The organism is Arthrobacter sp. R-11 (assembly GCF_049913155.1).
GTDB lineage: Bacteria > Actinomycetota > Actinomycetes > Actinomycetales > Micrococcaceae > Arthrobacter.
The window spans coordinates 2,982,333-2,999,189 of the sequence record NZ_CP183979.1 but is presented as its reverse complement, the minus strand read 5'-3'; the positions used below and the strand labels follow the sequence as shown (position 1 = coordinate 2,999,189).

The 16,857-nt window shown below is 65.7% G+C and carries 16 protein-coding genes and 2 tRNA genes; 12 read left to right on the top strand and 6 right to left on the bottom strand.

Annotated features, from left to right (window positions below; genetic code table 11):
- The first annotated feature begins 102 nt into the window (after window positions 1-102).
- The 4 genes from ACN9M4_RS13535 to ACN9M4_RS13520 all read left to right on the top strand — a co-directional run bounded on the left by ACN9M4_RS13535 (window position 103) and on the right by ACN9M4_RS13520 (window position 2,730).
- Window positions 103-176: transfer RNA gene (locus tag ACN9M4_RS13535), tRNA-Met, on the top strand.
- Window positions 177-296: 120 nt separating this feature from the next.
- Window positions 297-370: transfer RNA gene (locus ACN9M4_RS13530), tRNA-Met, on the top strand.
- A 243-nt stretch (window positions 371-613) separates the two neighbouring features.
- Window positions 614-1,543 carry a cytochrome b/b6 domain-containing protein gene (locus tag ACN9M4_RS13525; protein WP_426298694.1) on the top strand — a complete coding sequence of 310 codons (930 nt, stop codon included), beginning with the start codon at window positions 614-616 and terminating at the stop codon, window positions 1,541-1,543.
- 41 nt (window positions 1,544-1,584) lie between these two features.
- Complete coding sequence (locus ACN9M4_RS13520; protein WP_426298692.1) at window positions 1,585-2,730, top strand: acyl-CoA dehydrogenase family protein; 1,146 nt, start codon at window positions 1,585-1,587, stop codon at window positions 2,728-2,730.
- A gap of 128 nt (window positions 2,731-2,858) precedes the next feature.
- On the opposite strand, the gene ACN9M4_RS13515 is transcribed toward ACN9M4_RS13520, so the two are convergent.
- Both ACN9M4_RS13515 and ACN9M4_RS13510 read right to left on the bottom strand, forming a co-directional pair.
- Window positions 2,859-3,647, bottom strand: a complete 789-nt coding sequence (locus ACN9M4_RS13515; RefSeq protein ID WP_426298690.1) for a PspA/IM30 family protein — start codon at window positions 3,645-3,647, stop codon at window positions 2,859-2,861.
- Between the two features lie 119 nt (window positions 3,648-3,766).
- Window positions 3,767-5,821 carry a TPM domain-containing protein gene (locus ACN9M4_RS13510; RefSeq protein ID WP_426298688.1) on the bottom strand — a complete coding sequence of 685 codons (2,055 nt, stop codon included), beginning with the start codon at window positions 5,819-5,821 and terminating at the stop codon, window positions 3,767-3,769.
- Between the two features lie 349 nt (window positions 5,822-6,170).
- On the opposite strand from ACN9M4_RS13510, the gene ACN9M4_RS13505 reads away from it, so the two are divergent.
- The 5 genes from ACN9M4_RS13505 (at window position 6,171) to ACN9M4_RS13485 (ending at window position 11,181) form a co-directional block, all read left to right on the top strand.
- The gene (locus tag ACN9M4_RS13505) at window positions 6,171-7,790 is read left to right on the top strand and encodes a trypsin-like peptidase domain-containing protein (RefSeq protein ID WP_426298686.1); all 1,620 of its coding nucleotides are present in this window, start codon (window positions 6,171-6,173) and stop codon (window positions 7,788-7,790) included.
- 232 nt (window positions 7,791-8,022) lie between these two features.
- Entirely contained in the window at window positions 8,023-8,814 is a 792-nt protein-coding gene (locus ACN9M4_RS13500) for an electron transfer flavoprotein subunit beta/FixA family protein (RefSeq protein ID WP_426298684.1), read from the top strand.
- 14 nt (window positions 8,815-8,828) lie between these two features.
- Window positions 8,829-9,782 (top strand): electron transfer flavoprotein subunit alpha/FixB family protein, encoded by a 954-nt coding sequence (locus ACN9M4_RS13495; protein WP_426298682.1) that lies wholly within the window; start codon window positions 8,829-8,831, stop codon window positions 9,780-9,782.
- A 3-nt stretch (window positions 9,783-9,785) separates the two neighbouring features.
- Entirely contained in the window at window positions 9,786-10,565 is a 780-nt protein-coding gene (locus tag ACN9M4_RS13490; protein WP_426298680.1) for a PIG-L deacetylase family protein, read from the top strand.
- Window positions 10,566-10,638: 73 nt separating this feature from the next.
- Window positions 10,639-11,181: a gluconokinase gene (locus ACN9M4_RS13485; protein WP_426298678.1), complete on the top strand. Its 543-nt coding sequence runs from the start codon at window positions 10,639-10,641 to the stop codon at window positions 11,179-11,181.
- Here ACN9M4_RS13485 and ACN9M4_RS13480 read toward each other — a convergent pair.
- From ACN9M4_RS13480 to ACN9M4_RS13470, 3 genes are all read right to left on the bottom strand, one after another.
- Window positions 11,174-11,932, bottom strand: coding sequence for a MerR family transcriptional regulator (locus tag ACN9M4_RS13480; protein ID WP_426298676.1), 759 nt, complete (start codon window positions 11,930-11,932; stop codon window positions 11,174-11,176). The two genes, ACN9M4_RS13485 and ACN9M4_RS13480, sit on opposite strands and share 8 nt — an antisense overlap.
- Before the next feature lie 51 nt (window positions 11,933-11,983).
- Window positions 11,984-12,451: a tRNA (cytidine(34)-2'-O)-methyltransferase gene (locus ACN9M4_RS13475; RefSeq protein ID WP_426298674.1), complete on the bottom strand. Its 468-nt coding sequence runs from the start codon at window positions 12,449-12,451 to the stop codon at window positions 11,984-11,986.
- A gap of 87 nt (window positions 12,452-12,538) precedes the next feature.
- Window positions 12,539-13,471, bottom strand: coding sequence for a J domain-containing protein (locus ACN9M4_RS13470; protein WP_426298672.1), 933 nt, complete (start codon window positions 13,469-13,471; stop codon window positions 12,539-12,541).
- 159 nt (window positions 13,472-13,630) lie between these two features.
- Here ACN9M4_RS13470 and ACN9M4_RS13465 point away from each other — a divergent pair, with 159 nt between their 5' ends.
- Entirely contained in the window at window positions 13,631-14,314 is a 684-nt protein-coding gene (locus ACN9M4_RS13465) for a hypothetical protein (RefSeq protein ID WP_426298670.1), read from the top strand.
- Between the two features lie 35 nt (window positions 14,315-14,349).
- Here ACN9M4_RS13465 and ACN9M4_RS13460 read toward each other — a convergent pair whose 3' ends face one another.
- Complete coding sequence (locus ACN9M4_RS13460; RefSeq protein WP_426298668.1) at window positions 14,350-14,784, bottom strand: hypothetical protein; 435 nt, start codon at window positions 14,782-14,784, stop codon at window positions 14,350-14,352.
- A 111-nt stretch (window positions 14,785-14,895) separates the two neighbouring features.
- Between ACN9M4_RS13460 and ACN9M4_RS13455 the strand changes: the two genes are divergently transcribed.
- Window positions 14,896-15,564, top strand: a complete 669-nt coding sequence (locus tag ACN9M4_RS13455; protein WP_426298666.1) for a helix-turn-helix transcriptional regulator — start codon at window positions 14,896-14,898, stop codon at window positions 15,562-15,564.
- Between the two features lie 38 nt (window positions 15,565-15,602).
- Entirely contained in the window at window positions 15,603-16,850 is a 1,248-nt protein-coding gene (locus tag ACN9M4_RS13450) for a cysteine desulfurase family protein (protein WP_426298664.1), read from the top strand.
- Window positions 16,851-16,857: the final 7 nt, after the last annotated feature.

Here is a 16,857-nt window from a genome sequence, read left to right as displayed (position 1 = left end):
TCCGTTTCCCGCCACCTGACCCATTCCGGCGGCGGGGGAGACGGACGTCACGTCGCCTGGATTTGGCCCCGCATTCACCGGACGGTAATGTAGTTCCTGCGACGCGGGGTGGAGCAGTTCGGTAGCTCGCTGGGCTCATAACCCAGAGGTCACAGGTTCAAATCCTGTCCCCGCAACTGGAAGAAGATCCGGATCAGTGCAAACTGGTCCGGATCTTTTGTTTTTCGAGGCGCTTCCGCCGTCGCGAAGCAGGTGGTCAGGAGCCCGCCGAAAATAGGGTAGAGTAGAGACCGCGACGCGGGGTGGAGCAGTTCGGTAGCTCGCTGGGCTCATAACCCAGAGGTCACAGGTTCAAATCCTGTCCCCGCAACTGGAAGAAGATCCGGATCAGTGCAAACTGGTCCGGATCTTTTGTTTTTGGCCCATGGAGAATAGTTGGATTTCCTAGTATTCTCGGTTTTGGGCGCCCGGACGGCAAGGAAAGTCAGCAGTGACGGGCACCCGATGGCCGCATCCGAAGACTGGCGTAACAGGCCTTGGCTGCGGCAGGCGAAAGCCTGTTAGCTTGATGCGTCCATGATTGCCAAAGTTCCCCCGAGAGGTGTCTGCGAAGATGTCCGCCCCCACCAAGAAGCCGTCAGCGAAGCAAAGCAAGTGGCTTCGACCGGTCCTGGCCGTTTCCGGCGCCCTGCTGCTCCTTCTCATCTTCGTGCTGCTGGCCAAATGGTTCACTGGCAGCTCAGCCGGACAATCCTTCCTCCACGACTATCCGGGCCGCTCCGAATTGCCCGCCGGCACCGCGGTGGGGATCCCTGCCTGGTTGGGCTGGCAGCATTTCCTGAACGTCTTCTTCCTGGTGCTCATCGTCCGCTCCGGCTGGCAGGTCCGCACCGCCAAGAGGCCCCCGGCATACTGGACCCGCAACAACAAGGGACTCATCCGTACCAGGAATGCTCCGACGAAGATGAGCCTGGACCTGTGGTTCCACCTCACGTTGGATGCCCTGTGGGTCCTCAACGGCCTGCTCTTCATCATCCTGCTTTTCGCCACGGGCCAGTGGGTCCGGATCGTCCCCACCAGCTGGGACGTGTTCCCGAACGCGGTCTCGGCCGGAATCCAGTACCTTTCCCTCAACTGGCCTATTGAGAACGGCTGGGTCAACTACAACGCCCTCCAGCTGCTGACCTACTTCGCCACCGTCTTCATCGCCGCCCCGCTCGCCATCCTTACCGGCCTGCGCACCTCCTCGGCCTGGCCCAAGAAGGCCGCCATCAACAAGATCTACCCGATCGAATTCGCCCGCGCCGTGCATTTCCCGGTGATGGTCTACTTCGTGGCCTTCACCCTCGTGCATGTCACACTGGTGCTCGCAACGGGAGCACTGCGCAACCTGAACCACATGTACGGCGGCAGCAGCGACGAGAACTGGATCGGTTTCGGGATCTTCGCCGCCTCGCTCGCCGTGATCGTGGCCGCCTGGTTCCTTGCCAGGCCCTTGTTCCTTCGCCCCATCGCATCCTTGACGGGGAAGGTCAGCAAATAAACCCTGGCAACTAGCCGGCCAACCCGGATAAAGGAGTGCCCATGTTCGAGCTCAACGAAGAGCAGCAAGCGGTAGTCGAGATGGTGCGCGACTTCGCGGCAACAGCCATTGCCCCACATGCGGCCGAATGGGACGAACATAAACACTTCCCGGTTGACGTCCTGCGGCAGGCCGGTGAGCTCGGGATGGGCGGCATCTACGTAAAGGAAGAGTTTGGCGGTTCGGGCCTCAGCCGCACCGATGCCGTGCTCATTTTCGAGGAGCTGTCCAAGGCGGACCCTACGATCGCGGCCTACATCTCCATCCACAACATGGTTGTCTGGATGGTCGATGCTTTCGGAAACGAGGAGCAACGCGCCAAGTGGGTGCCGGGGCTTGCTTCGATGGAAGTGCTGGGTAGTTACTGCCTCACCGAACCAGGGGCTGGTTCGGATGCCGCTGCGCTTACCACCAAGGCTGTGCGGGACGGCGATGACTACCTATTGACGGGCACCAAGCAGTTCATTTCCGGGGCCGGGGCCGCCGGTGTCTACGTGGTCATGGCACGAACCTCCGACTCGGGCAGCCACGGCATCACCGCGTTCGTGGTGCCTGCCGATGTCCCCGGCATGTCCTATGGGCCGAACGAGAAGAAGATGGGCTGGAACGCACAGCCCACCCGGCAAGTGATTTTCGACGGCGTCCGGGTGCCCGCCGCCAACAGGCTGGGGGAGGAAGGCAGCGGCTTCGGTATTGCCATGAAGGGCCTCAACGGCGGCCGGGTCAACATGGGTGCCTGCTCCCTCGGCGGGGGCCAAGCCGCCATGGAGAAATCCATTGCGTACCTGAGCGGACGCTCTGCCTTCGGCGGACCGTTGATCAAGCAGCAGGCATTGCTGTTCGAGATCGCGGACATGGACACCGAGCTCGAGACTGCGAGGACGCTGCTCCTGCGGGCCGCAGACGCCTTGGAACGGGGAGCGCCGGACACGGTGCGGCTTTGTGCGATGGCAAAGCGGGTCGCCACAGACGCCGGATTCAACGTCGCCAACAAGGCGGTCCAGCTGCATGGCGGTTACGGCTATCTGTCCGAATACGGACTGGAGAAGATTCTCCGGGATTTGCGCGTCCACCAGATCCTGGAGGGCAGCAACGAGATCATGAGGCTGATCGTCGGCCGCTTGGCCGTCGAAGCAAAGCGCCCCTGAGATGGGGGCAACTGACTAAGCACCAAGTCTGGCAGATGAACAGCCCGGTGGCCGGTCCAGGAAGGACCGGCCACCGGGCTGTCTGTTTGTCCTCGGGCGGTTGACGCCGCAGGCCGTGACGCCGCGGCCTACAGCTTGTCGAAGTCCGCTTCGTTGACGGCCGGGGCAGCGGGCGCAGCGGAACCGCTGCCGATCGCCGCCGTCGAGCCACCGGACTTCAGGGCCGCAAGGCGGGCGTCGATCTCGGTCTGCTCGCCGAGGTCTTCAAGCTGGTTGAACTGGGCGTCCAGGCTGGACGCGGCGAGCTCCTGCTGGCCAAGGACCTTGGCCTCTTCGCGGCGGATCTTCTCCTCGAAGCGGCCGACCTCACTGGTGGGGTCCATGATGTCGATGCTCTTGAGGGCGTCGTGCACCTGGGACTGGGCCTGGGCGGTCTTGGCACGGGCAACCAGTTCATTGCGCTTGGCCGTGAGCTGGTTGAGCTTGTTCTTCATCTGGTCCAGGCCGACCTTGAGCCGGTCCACCACCTCGCTCTGGGAGGCAATGTTCGGCTCTGCGGCTTTGGCTTCGCCCTCCGCGGTCATCTGGCGCTGGATGGCCACCTTGGCCAGGTTATCGAACTTCTCGGCGTCGACGGCATCGCCGGCCGCACGGTACTCGTCCGCCTTGCGGGACGCTGCGAGGGCTTTGTTGCCCCAGTCTTGGGCGTTCTTGATGTCCTCGTTGTAGTCAGCCTGGAGCATGCGGAGGTTGCCGATGGTCTGGGCCACTGCGGACTCCGCCTCGGCAATGTTGTTCGTGTAGTCACGGACCATCTGGTCCAGCATTTTCTGCGGGTCCTCAGCCTGGTCGAGCAAGGCATTGATGTTCGCCTTGGCGAGCTGGGCGATCCTGCCGAAAATGGACTGCTTAACCATGGTGTTGCCTTTCGTCCTGCTCAGTGGGTCCCACTGAATCCAGTGATCAGTTGTTGTACCGCTTCTACGTGGGGCTTGGGCCCCGCCTAGTCTTTGTGGGCTAAAGCTCCCGTTGTGGGCTAGAAGTCACCGCCTCCGCCGGAGTCCCCGCCCCAGCCGCCGTCTCCGCCGCCCCAGCCGCCGCCGCTATCACCGCCGCCGCCGAAGAAGCCTCCACCCCCGCCGCCGTCATTGTGGCCGCCGCCCCAGCCGCCTCCACCTCCGCCGAAGATGGAGTTGATGAGGATGCCGCCAAGAATGGCACCGCCCAGGCCGCCACCGCCGCCACCGAACATGCCACCGCTGTTGTAGCCCTGGTTGGCATAGCCGCCGAACTGTTCGACGTCGGACTGAGCCACCTGAGCGGCCTGTGCCGCCAGCGCGTGCGCCTGTTGTGCGTAAGCGAGGGCAGTGACGGGATCGTTCCGGGAGATGGAAAGCGCGTAGTCAAGGTTCCGCTGTGCTTCGGCAAGGCGGGTCCGGGCTTCGGTGCCCACCCCGCCGCGGCGGGCCGTGATGTAGTCGGACGTGGCGCTGATCTGGGCCTGGGCCGCCATGATCGTCTGCTGAAGCGAGGCCTGCGCGCGGCGGGCCTGTTCCTGCTGGTCACGGATTCCGCCAAGGGACTGGTCCAGGGCCTGGTGCGCCTTCTCCACCTTGTCGAGCGTGGCAATGGGGTCGATCTTGCCGGCCTGGATTTCGGCCTTCACCTGCGCAAGTGCCGACTCCACGCCGGCCACGGGCCCGGCCAGTTCGGGATGCGCCCCCGACTGGATCATGGCCTTGGCCTGGGCGAGGTCCTGGCTGGTGTCCACGACTGCGCTCTCAAGGGAGGCGCGGGCTTCATCGAGGCTGCCGGCGGTCTTTCCAATGGCATCGATCAGGACGTTCGTCTGGTGGAGGCTTTCCTCGGCCGCCCGCACGGCAACAGCAGCAAGGCTGTTTTCGCCCGCGGCCAGCTTTTCCTGGGCTGCCGCCGTGGCGTTCTGAACGAAGGCCAACCGTTCCTTGGCCTGCGTGATGTTGTCGGCGACCTGCGTGAGGGCGCTGCCGGCGTACTTCGCGCGGAGTCCGTTGAGGGACTGCTCGGCACTGGCAATCTTCGCCTCCGCTTCCCGGACGCCCGTCCCAACGGTGGCCAGGGCCTGCGGGGCTTTCTTTTCGAGCTCCCGCAGGGAATCGAAGTCTGCCTTCTGTTCCCGGAGCGAAGCGAGGGCGGCTTCAGAGCGGCGGATGATTTCGCCCAGCCAGCTGCGCTGCTGCTCTTCGGTATCCGGAATATGGTCATCGAGTTGCTGCTGCAACTTGAAGGACTCTGTCATGTGCGTCTTGGCTTCCTGCAGCGCCTTCGTGAAGTTCCCGACGGCGGCGTCACCGTATTGTGCCTGGGCGAAGCCGAGTTCCTGCTCGCTCGACTTGATGGCGTCATCCGCCTCGATCAGCAGGGAGCCGGCCTTGCGGCGCAGTTCCTCGACACTCAACGAGGCCAGCGGATCGGGCTCTCCCTGTCCGGGGGAGTATGCCGTGCCGGAACCCATAGCTCCCTTCTTGCGGCGGTTGCGCAGGTAGAGGTAGGTACCGACGCCGCCGGCCGCTACGATGCCCGCGCCAACGAGCACGGCAGCCCCGGAGCCGCCATTGGGAACCGTGCCTTTGCCCCCGCCTGCGGCGTCGCCGATGGCCGCTGCGGCGTCGATCGCTGCCTGGGCATAGTTGCTGTTTGCAAGCTGCGGACCAATGGCGTTGCTCTTGATGCTTTCGATCTGGGCGTCGGTGATCTTGCTGCCGCCCTTGTTCAGGATGTACTGCCGGGTATCGGTGGCGATTGCGAAAATGAGGGCGTTGGATCCGAGGCTTGCCTTTTCGGCGACCTTGTCGGTCCACGCCTCCCGATTGGTCGGGTTTTCGAATTTCTTGACCGTGACGACGTGAAGCACCATCGAGTGCTCGGTTCCGAGTTTCTTGATGGCGTCCTGGACTTCCGATGTCCTGCTGCCCAGCACGCCGGCATCGTCCACGATCTTGGTGGTCGGGTTCAGGTCCACCGGGTCTTCCGCCCATGCGGATGCGGCCGGGAAGGCCAATAATCCGGTCAGGCCAATGACGGCGAGAACTCGTTTCAACATTGACCGCATGCGCAACCCTTCAGCACGTCTGCGACTGGTCCAGGCCGGAACAATCGTCACAGAATGCAGCAGCGCCCCCACGCATGGTTTGTAGAGCCGCAGGGTCGCTGTGGCAATTCCATTGTGATTCTATGGTGCACCCAAAAAGGCGTCCACCGAGCCGAATATGCCGCCAGCGAAACGTGGAGAAAAGCCGGAACTTCCCGCGTTGTAGGCAGTTTTTGCGGCTGTTCGTCCAGGGGCCCGCGGAGGATGCGCATGGCTGGCTGCCGCGTTCAGCAAGCTTTCAGCAAACATCCGATCTTGATCCAGCAAAAGCGGCCATAGTTAATGCCAGACGAGGAAGAAAGGAAGTCCCATGACGGAGAACCCAGCGCAGGGACCGGGAGCTGAGCGCGAGACCCCGGAAGACAACAATGCCGAGGCCCCGTACGGCAGCGAGGCCAGCCAGCCCACTGGCACCCCTGCTCCGGGCGGGCACCCGGGGGAGCAGCCCACCACACGGCTGCCTGCCTACCAGCCTGGCCAGCCCGTCCAGAGCGGCCAACCTTCAGCGGGCGGCCAGCCCTTCCAGCAGCCTCACCAGGGCGCGGCCCCGCAGGCAGGCCCGTCGTACCCGCAGCACGCTCCGTTCTACGGCACCGCCGGCAGCCACCACCCTGGGCCTGGCTACCCCTCCCACCAGCACCCTGCAAGCCAGCACACCCAGCAGTTCTCCCACCTGGGTGCCCCCGCCGGAGCCCCGGGGAACACGGCGACAGACACCAGGCGCAAGCCGGCGTTCGGCGTCGGGACCCTCGTCGCCAGCATCCTGGCGGCCGGACTCGTCGGCGGCGGCGTTGTGGCAGCCAGCAACCAGCTCTTTGACAACCAGGCTCCCGCAGCGAGCACCAGCAGCCAGGGCGGCGGCACTGTCATCGTCAACAACAAGGACGACGTCAACGCGATCACCGCTGCAGCGGCCAAGGCCTCGCCGAGCGTGGTCACCATCAAGGCGTCCAGCGGCAGCGAGGGCGGCACCGGCTCAGGCATCATCATCGACGACCAGGGGCACATCCTCACCAACACGCACGTAGTGACTCTCGATGGCGCCACCGCCAACGCCTCGATCGAAGTCCGCACCCACGATGGCCGCGTGCTGAAGGCAATCGTCGTGGGCACCGATCCCTTGTCCGACCTCGCGGTGATCAAGGTCGCGGATCCGTCCGGTCTGGTCCCCGCAACCCTCGGTGACTCCAGCAAGATCAACGTGGGGGACACCGCCGTCGCCATCGGCTCCCCCCTTGGCCTCACCGGCACCGTCACGGACGGCATCGTTTCCACCCTCAACCGCACCATCAGCGTGGCGTCCTCGGCCGCGCCGAAGGAAGCCCCGGACAGCTCCGAGGGAAACGGCGAAGGAGGCTTTGAATTCGCTCCCCCCGGTGAAAGCCGGAACCAGTCAAGCGCGAACCAGGGCTCCATCTCCATCAACGTCATCCAGACCGACGCCGCCATCAACCCGGGCAACTCGGGCGGCGCCCTGGTTAACAGCAAGGGCGAGGTAATCGGCATCAACGTCGCCATCGCCTCGGCCGGCAGCGGCACTTCGGATTCCTCCAGCGGAAACATCGGCGTGGGCTTCAGCATCCCGATCAACCATGCCAAGCGGGTCGCCCAGGAAATCATCCGGGACGGCAAGGCCAGCCACGGCCAGTTTGGCGTCAGTGTGCAGGCTAAGTCGGCCACCGGAAGCAGCGCCAGCTTCTCGGTGGGCGCAGAAGTCGCCAGTGTCACCAAGGGTTCCGCCGCCGAGAAGGCGGGCGTCAAGGTGGGTGATGTCGTGGTCAAGTTCGCAGGGCAGACCATCAGCGACCCAAACCAGCTGACCGCCGCCGTCCGCGAGCAGGCAGCCGGCGCAACCGTCAAGGCCACCATCCTGCGGGGCGGCCAGGAACGCGAAATCGACGTCACCTTGGACGCCGCTCCACAGCAGTAACAGCAGTAACAGCGGTAAGTCGGAAGCGGAAGCGGGCGGGACCATCGGGTGCCGTCCGCTTCCGCGTGAAACCGCCCCCAGCGCCGAAACAGGCGTTAACGCGGGCACATCGAATTGCGCCGCAATATGCTTAGCTAGGACGAAGCCCGCGAGCCGGGCGCCCATGGCCATGCGCCCAGCCGCTGGCCATCCTCAAGCAAGGAAGGCTGCCTCGAACACAGTGGAAGAGACATTGAAGATTGTTGTTCTGGTCAAGCACGTCCCTGACGCGCAGTTCGACCGACACCTCACGGGCCAGGGAAATACTGTCGACCGTGACGAAAGCATCCTCTCGGAACTGGACGAGTACGCCCTTGAGGCCGCGTTGCAGCTGAGCGAAGCCCGCGGCGGTGCCAAGGCAGGCAACGAAGTCATTGCCTTGAGCATGGGACCGGCCGGGGCCGTGAACTCCGTCAAGAAGTCCCTGCAGATCGGCGCGAGCTCCGGTGTCCACCTGAACGACGACGCCCTCGCCGGTTCCGACGCCGCCGCCACGTCCCTCGCGTTGGCCGCGGCCATCCGCTACCTCGGCCCTGTGGACCTTGTGCTGACAGGCATGGCTTCCACCGACGGCGAAACCTCCCTGGTCCCGGCACAGCTTGCCGAACGCCTCGGCGTGCCCCAGGTGACCTTCGCTTCGGCGCTGGAACTGAACGGCACCACCCTCACCGCGCGGCGCGACGGCGACGGTCACTCGGACACCGTGGAGGCATCGCTGCCCGCGCTCGTCTCCGTGACCGACCAGATCAACGAGCCCCGGTACCCGAACTTCAAGGGCATCTTGGCGGCCAAGAAGAAGAAGATCACCACCCTGGCCCTGTCCGACATCGGCATCGACGCCGGTCAGGTCGGCGCCGCAGGTTCCCTGACCGCCGTCGAGACCGCCGCGGCCCGCCCGCCGCGCACTGCAGGCACCATCATCACGGACGAAGGCGACGCCGGCATCAAGCTGGTTGACTTCCTGGCCGCCCAGAAGCTGCTCTAAGAGGACCCAGACACATGGCAAAAGCACTTGTTTTCATTGACAACCCGGGCGGCGCGCTGAAGAAGAGCAGCCGCGAACTGCTCACCATCGCCCGTTCGCTGGGCGAGAGCGCGGTGGCCTTCAACGGCGAACTGCACGACGACGTCGCGGCAGCCATCGCTGCCCACGGCGCCACCGCGGTTTACCGCCCGTCCGTGGCCGACCTGGATGACTACCTGGTGGCCCCGAAGGCTGCCTACCTCGCCGCGGCGGTTGCCGCCTCCGGTGCGGACACCGTCCTGCTGGAAAACTCGGCAGACGGCAAGGAAATCGCTGCCCGCCTGGGCGTGAAGCTGAACGCCGGCGTGATCACCGACGTCGTTGGGGTCGACGCCGACGGCACCGCCCACAAGTCGGTCCTGGCCGGTGCGTACACCACCACCGCGAAGGCGCGTACCGCCGTCGCCGTCCTGACGGTCAAGCCGAACAGCGTCGACGTCGCCGAGGCACCCGCCGCTGGTACCCCGGAGAGCGTCACCGTCGAGGTTCCGGCTGACGCCACTGCCTCGGCTGCACGCATCACGGCGCGCAGCGAACGTCCGGCCAGTGGACGCCCGGAACTCACCGAAGCCCGCGTGGTAGTGGCCGGCGGCCGCGGCGTCGACGGCGACTTCGGCCCCCTCGAGGAACTCGCCGACGCCCTGGGTGGCGCGGTGGGCGCTTCCCGTGCGGCCACCGACGCCGGCTGGATCGGCCACGACTTCCAGGTGGGCCAGACCGGCAAGACCGTCTCCCCGCAGCTGTACATCTCCGCGGGCATTTCCGGCGCGATCCAGCAGAAGGCCGGCATGCAGACCTCCAAGGTGATTGTCGCGATCAACAAGGACGCGGAGTCTCCCGTCTTCGAAATCGCCGACTTCGGCATCATCGGCGACCTCTTCAAGGTCGTTCCGCAGGCAACCGAAGAGATCAAGAAGCGGAAAGGCTGATCCTTGAGCACTGACGCCACGTCAGCAAAGAGCCCGTTCAATGCCTCCACGGAGCGCGTTGAGCGGGTGCTTTGTTTTACCGCCCACCCCGACGACATCGACTTCGGCGCAGCCGGCACCATCGCCGCCTGGACGGCTGCCGGGGTGCAGGTCAGCTACTGCATCATGACCGACGGCGACGCCGGCGGCTTCGACGTCGACGGACACCACGAGATCACCGACACCCGGACGCAGGAGCAGCGGCGGGCCGCGGCAATAGTCGGCGTCGAGGACATCCACTACCTGCACGAACGCGACGGCTACCTCGAGGTGAACCACGGCGTCATCAAGCAGGTGGTGAAGCTGATCCGCGAAATCCGCCCGCAGATCGTCCTGGCCATGCATCCGGAACGGAACTGGGACCGGATCCAGAAGAGCCACCCGGACCACCTCGCCGTGGGCGAAATCGTCACGCGGGCCGTCTACCCGGCGCTGGAGAATCCCTTCGCCTATCCGGAGCTCGCCGAAGCCGGTCTTGACGCTTACAGGCTGCCGTGGCTTTGGCTGTTCGCGGGCCCGGAGTCCCGTGAAAACCATTTCGTCGATGTCACCGGCCACGTGGAAGAAAAGCTCAAGGCGATCCGGGTCCACGCCAGCCAGCATCCGGACCTGGCAGCCATGGAACGCACGGTGCGTGGCATGCTGCGCCACAACGGGCGCCGGGCCGGATTGCCGGAGGGCAACAGTGCCGAGGCCTTCCATGTCGTCTCCGTTAACGGGTCCCAGACCATCGCCGGGTTCTGATATTGCCGTCGTGTAATGCATGTCATATGCTTGAACACGGTTAAATCATATTTATTGAGGAAGACAGACTTTAATGGCGAAGACTGCGCAGCAACCTGTCCTGGTAATCATGGGCGTTTCCGGCTCGGGCAAATCCACTGTCGGCGGTGTCCTGGCCGGACGCCTCGGCTGGGATCTCGCGGAGGGCGATGACCTCCATCCGGAAGCGAACGTGGCGAAGATGCACTCCGGCCAGCCCCTCACCGACGAGGACCGCTGGCCGTGGCTTGAGCTGATCGCCGGCTGGATCCGTTCCCGCACCGAGGTGGGGGAGCCGGGCATCATCACCTGTTCGGCACTCAAGAAGAAATACCGTGATGTGCTGCGCGGGGAGAACGTGGTGTTCGTTTTCCTGCAGGGCAGCAAGGACAAGATCTCCGACCGGCTCGCGTCCCGGCACGGGCACTTCATGCCGCCGTCGCTGCTTGAATCCCAGTTCGAGGCACTCGAAGAGCCGGGTGCGGACGAGAACCACATCTCGCTGTCCGTGTCCGCGTCCCCGGCCGAGGAAGCCCAGGAAGTCATCGAGCGGCTTGACCTGGTGGCCAAGGACGCCGTGCAGGGCGGGATCAGCTGAGCCGCGCCTGCGCGTAGGCAGTCATGGCGTCGCTCAGGTACGCGGCCAGGCGCTCATCGTATTTGTCGTAGAACGCCTTGAAGCGTGCATCCTCGACATACATGCGGCCGAGGCCCGCATACGAATCCCGGTTCGGCGTCCAGCTGCGGAGGATCCACCGGTAGTGGAGCTCGACGGCGGCCAGGGTCCTGGCGTCGTCGGCCGGCAGTCCCGCGTTCAGGCAGTCCAGGACGGCCCGGTTGGCGTCGTCGGCCTGCTCCATGAACTCCTGCTTCTGCTCAGGGGTCATGGCCGCGTAGCGGGCCTTGGATTCGTCCACCACTTTGTCGCCCCAGCGTTCCCGGGCTTCGGCTTCGTAGGGATTGTTGTCGAAATCCTTGAAGATGTTTTCAGCTGACATTGGTGCTCCTTGACGTAGTGCCGTGATGGTGGCGTCGACCGTCCTCGACATGCGGTCCAGGCGGTCGCGCTCGGCCAGCAGCCATTTCCGGTGGACGGTAAGTGCCTCCACGGGATCGGCCTGGCCATCCAGAACTTCGCCGATGGTCTCGAGCCCAAGGCCAAGTTCGCGAAGCAGGAGGATCCTCTGCAGGCGCAGCAGCTCCGGCTCCCCGTAGTAGCGGTAGCCGTTGTGGCCCGTGTACGCCGGCTCCAGGAGCCCGAGCTGCTCGTAGTGGCGCAGGGTCCGAGATGAAACCTTGCTGGCCTTCGCCACTTCGGAGATGCTCCAGGTGCACTCTTCCTGCTTCATGGTTCCAGCGTAGAAGTTGACGTTACGTCAAGGTCAAGGGCTGCTCCGGGATCAGGTGCGTGCGCCGGAAAAGCCGTTCTGCCGCCACGCTTCGTACACCGCGATCGAGGCGGCGTTGGCGAGGTTGAGCGAGCGCAGCGACGGGAGCATGGGCAGGCGCAGCCGCGCGGTGATGTGCGGGTCCTGCTTAAGCCAGTCCGGCAGGCCCACGGATTCCGGCCCGAACAGCAGCACATCGCCGGCCCGGTAGGAGATGTCCGCATAGGAGGTGTCGCCGTCGGAGGTGAAGGCGAAGACGCGTTCCGGTTGCAGGGCTTCCCACGCCGCTTCGATGTCCTTGTGCACCGTGACGACGGCGAGGTCATGGTAATCCAGCCCGGCCCGGCGCAGTTTCGCGTCGGAGAAGTCGAAGCCCAGTGGCTCCACAAGGTGCAGTTCGGCGCCGGTGATGGCGGCAAGGCGGATGGCGTTGCCCGTATTGCCCGGGATTTCAGGGGTATGGAAGAGGATGCGGAACACGGATCAATCCTAGCCAGCCGCCGCGGCTTCGGACGCCAGCGGCCTCCGATGCCGGGGTCTTCCGTCGCCCGCCCATCAGGAAGGGGGTCAGTGCATGCCGCGCAGCAGCCGCGCCAGGACCGGGACCACCACGGTGTTGGGCACGGGGCCGGAGGACAGGAACTGCTTGAGCCCCTTGGCGAGCCCGGCGGCGTTGACAACCTGGACGCCCCCGCTTTCTTCAGCGTGACGGTAGCGGTCGATCACGGGTTCGTGCGGATTGTTGTCCGGCCCGTGGACCACTACCCAGGCAGTGACATTCAGTTCCGGGAAGATGTCCTGCATGTGCCGGGCAATCACATCCAGTTGCGGCGGCGGCACGGCGCGTCCTCCGTGCCTCAAGGCCACCCCGTCCCAGGCATAGGCGCCCTTGGGCAGCAGCATGGAACCGATCAGTGCCAGGCGGTACCCCGCGAGCACGGCATGGTCGATGTGGCTGTTGTCCGATGGCGAGCGAAGCCCGTTGATGAGCCGGGCGGAAGGGATCGCGGGCAGCACCTGGCGGCTGATCAGCTGCACGGTGCGCATCTCCCGCTGGATCCTGGCCTCGGCACCGAAGATTCCGCGCCTGCGCGGCATGCCGTGGACCTGCTGGGCGGCCTCGGACGGGGAAAGCAGCGGAACCTCAAGAGGATCATCGAAGGCCGGGACGTATACGGGCGCGTCCCCGGCCGTGTTGCGCGGAACGTTGGGGCGGTGGACGGTGGTGCGGCTTGCCGGGCCTGGTGCATCGCTCCCGCCGTAGTCGGCAGGGGCTGTAGGCCGGGCGGCGCTGGCATAGCGGCGGTCGTACTCGGCCCGGCGGCGGGGATCCACCAGGGTCTCGTACGCAAGGGTCACCTGCCGGAACACCGCCGGATCTCCGCCGTGGTCAGGGTGGGCCAGCCGGGCGGCCTTGCGGTAAGCCCGCTTGATCTCCTGCTCCGTGGCATTCACGGAGACACGGAGAACCTGATAATGGGAACTGCTGCCCTCGGCCAAGCACGGCCCTTTCTCTGGAGGTCTGGTTTGGGGCCAGTTTAGCCAGCCTTCAGGGACAACGAACCACGACCTCCTACGGGTTCCCAAGGGTGCGGCGGGAGCCGGCGGGCTAGACTCGGAGGCGGCAAGGGCAGGACCGGGAATGATTGGGGCGACGGTTTGGAGACATTCGAACGACGGGCGGCACCGCTCGCATACCTTGGCGCCGCCATCGTCGCGGCGGCAGCCCTGGCATCCTGCAGCGTCAGCGTTCCCGACCCCGGGGCGACCACCCCGGCACCCGCTCCCTCCGTCCTGGCGACGCCCACCGTCACCCCCGGCCACGATGCTGATGCCGTGGCAGCAAAGGACCTTCCGCTCAGCGCCGGCGGGACGCTCGCCGCCGGCGTTCCGGTGGGAATCGCGGACGGCCTCCGGGAAGCCACGGGCTGGAAGCTGGTGCAGGAAAACGTCCAGGGGCAGAATCGCTTCGTGCGGAAGGACGGCTGCCAGGTGATCACCAGGTTAAGCCTCAACCAGGGCGCGCTCGCCGTCGCCGGCGACGACAAAGCCTCCACCGAAGCCCTGTTCGCCTACCTGGATCCCGGCATAGAACCCGCGTCCCTGAAAGCCGAGAACCTGCGCTGGGGAGCGGACAATGACAAGCCCCGGCGCAAGGTCCAAGTGCTCGCCTTCAATGCGCGGCCGGCGGCAGACGGCAAAGCATTCAGCGTCCTTGCGCGGATGTTCGCCACCGCCGGCTCATCGGTCTACGTCTCGGCGGCCTGTCCTTCACCGGCCGCCCTGGCAACGGCCAAAGCCGACGTGGCGAACTACCTTCCGCTGATCCCGCCAAGTAACTGATCCCGCCAAGTAACTGATCCCGCCCAATCGGGAGCTCACCGCCCCCGGCCCGGTCCTGCGGCCGTTGGGCTGCCTGCGAGCCGGTTGAGTACCAGGGCCGCGACCAGAAGGCCGAAGTCCCGGAGGGCGATGTCGAAGAAGCCGCCCAGGGCCAGCAGGTTGACGATGATGCCCAGCAGCCACGCCGCCACCAGCAGGGAGCCGAAGCGCGGGCGCACTGCGACGGCGATGCCCGCAATGATTTCCACGACCCCCACCCCGTACATGAATGCCTGGGGTGTCACCGGAACAACGGCTGTCGCCACCGGGGCGAGATAGCCCGTCCAGTCCGTGAGGATGTTGGTGAACTTGTCCACGCCGAAGAGGATCGGCGCCACCGTGAATAGGGACCTGAGCAGCAGGTATCCCTGCCGTGCCGGGTCCATGGCGGCGATCCTGCCGGCGCGTACTGAAGTCTCCTGGGTTTTCATGGCTCTTCCTTCCTGTTGCTTGCCTTGCATCCTTCTAAAATTAGATAGTTTGATTTTAGAATTTTCAGGGAATTTAATCAACGGATACCTTTTTAGAGTTACCCTTGTCCCATGACCGGACTTTCCTGGCGCGAACGGCTATCCGCCCTGTCTTCGCTCGGTGACGAGAACCGCCGCCGGCTGTACGAATATGTGTGCTCGGTCGGTGCCGCGGCAGGCAGGGACGATGCCGCCGCCGCGCTGGGCATGCCGCGCAGCACGGCATCGTTCCATCTGGACCGGCTGGTCCGCGACGGGCTGCTCGGCGTCGAGTTCCGTAAGCCCGCCGGCAAAGGCGGACCCGGCTCCGGGCGTCCCGCCAAGCTCTATGTGCCGCTCTTCGCCGAGATCGGCGTTTCCGTCCCCGAACGCAATTACGATCTCGCCGGCGTCGTTCTCGCCGCCGCTGTCAGCTCCGCCATGAAGGATGGCGGCGCTGCGCGCGAGGCGCTGCTCGGGACCGCGCGGGCCAAAGGCGCCGAGGCCGGTGCCGGCGGGCGGGACTTCCTCGAAGTCCTCGCCGGGCAGGGATACCAGCCGGAAACGGACGACGACGGCGGCGGCCACGCGCTGCTGAACTGCCCGTTCCACAAGCTCTCCCGGAGCCACCCTGACGTTGTGTGCGCAATGAACGGCGCCTTCCTGGCGGGAGTCGCCGATGCCTGCGGCATCGACGGCAATCGGATCGCAGGGGACGAACGCCCCGGCCACTGCTGCGCCCGGATCCTGCCCGGGGACTGAGCCACCGAACTGTCTGCCGCCGTCGATAGACTCTTAAGGTGCCTGTATATCTGGACCATGCCGCTACCACCCCCATCGCTCCCGCCGCGCTCGAGGCGATGACCCGCGAGCTTGCCCGGACCGGCAATCCCTCATCGCTGCATGCTTCAGGCCGTCGCGCCCGGCGCTCCGTGGAGGATGCCCGGGAAACCCTGGCCGCGGCGGCCGGCGCCCATCCCTCCGAGGTCATCTTCACCTCCGGGGGGACCGAAGCGGACAACCTGGCAGTCAAGGGCCTGTTCTGGAGCCGCCGCGACGAGGACCCGCGCCGGACCCGCATCCTGTGCTCCGCCGTCGAGCACCACGCCGTGCAGGACACTGTCGAATGGCTGGAACGGCACGAAGGCGCCGAGGTGTCCTGGCTGCCGGTGGACAGCAACGGCGTGGTGCTGCTGGATGCGGTGCGCGAGGAAATCGAACGCGATCCCGCCACGGTAGCCCTGGTGACCGTCATGTGGGCCAATAACGAAGTAGGCAGCATCCAGCCCGTCCCGGAGATCGTGGAGTTGGCCGCAGTGCACGGCATTCCGGTGCACTCGGACGCCGTTCAGGCCTTTGGTGCCTTGCCGGTCAATTTCCGGGAGTCCGGCCTGGCGGCGATGGCCGTCTCCGGGCACAAGATCGGCGGGCCGGTCGGCGTGGGGGCCCTGTTCCTGGGCCGCTCGGTCAAGCTGACGCCGGTGCAGCACGGGGGAGGGCAGGAGCGGGATGTCCGTTCGGGAACCCTGGACACGGCGTCGATCGCGGCCTTTGCCGCCGCCGCAGCCTCCCTGGCCGCCGGGCTGCCCGCGGAAAGCGTGCGGATCGCGGCCCTGCGCGACAGGCTCATCGACGGCGTCCGCGCGGCGGTGCCCGAAGCAGTGCTCCGCGGGGCCCCCGGCGACGGTCGGCTGCCGAACAACGCCCACTTCACTTTCCCGGGCTGTGAAGGCGACTCCCTGCTGTTCCTCCTCGACCTAGCCGGCGTCGAGTCCTCCACGGGCTCGGCCTGCACGGCCGGAGTGCCCCGGCCCTCGCACGTACTGCTGGCGATGGGGCTGGACGAGGACACCGCACGCGGGGCCCAGCGCTTCAGCCTGGGACATACCTCGAGCGAGGCCGACGTCGATGCACTGCTCAAGGCCCTGCCGGACGCCTACGCCCGGGCGAAGCAGGCGGGCATGGCGGGACACGAGTCCAGCATCCAGACGGCGGCCACAGTAGCGAGGTCTTCGGGGACCGTGTCCCCCGGGCCGGCCGCGGTCTGATTACAGA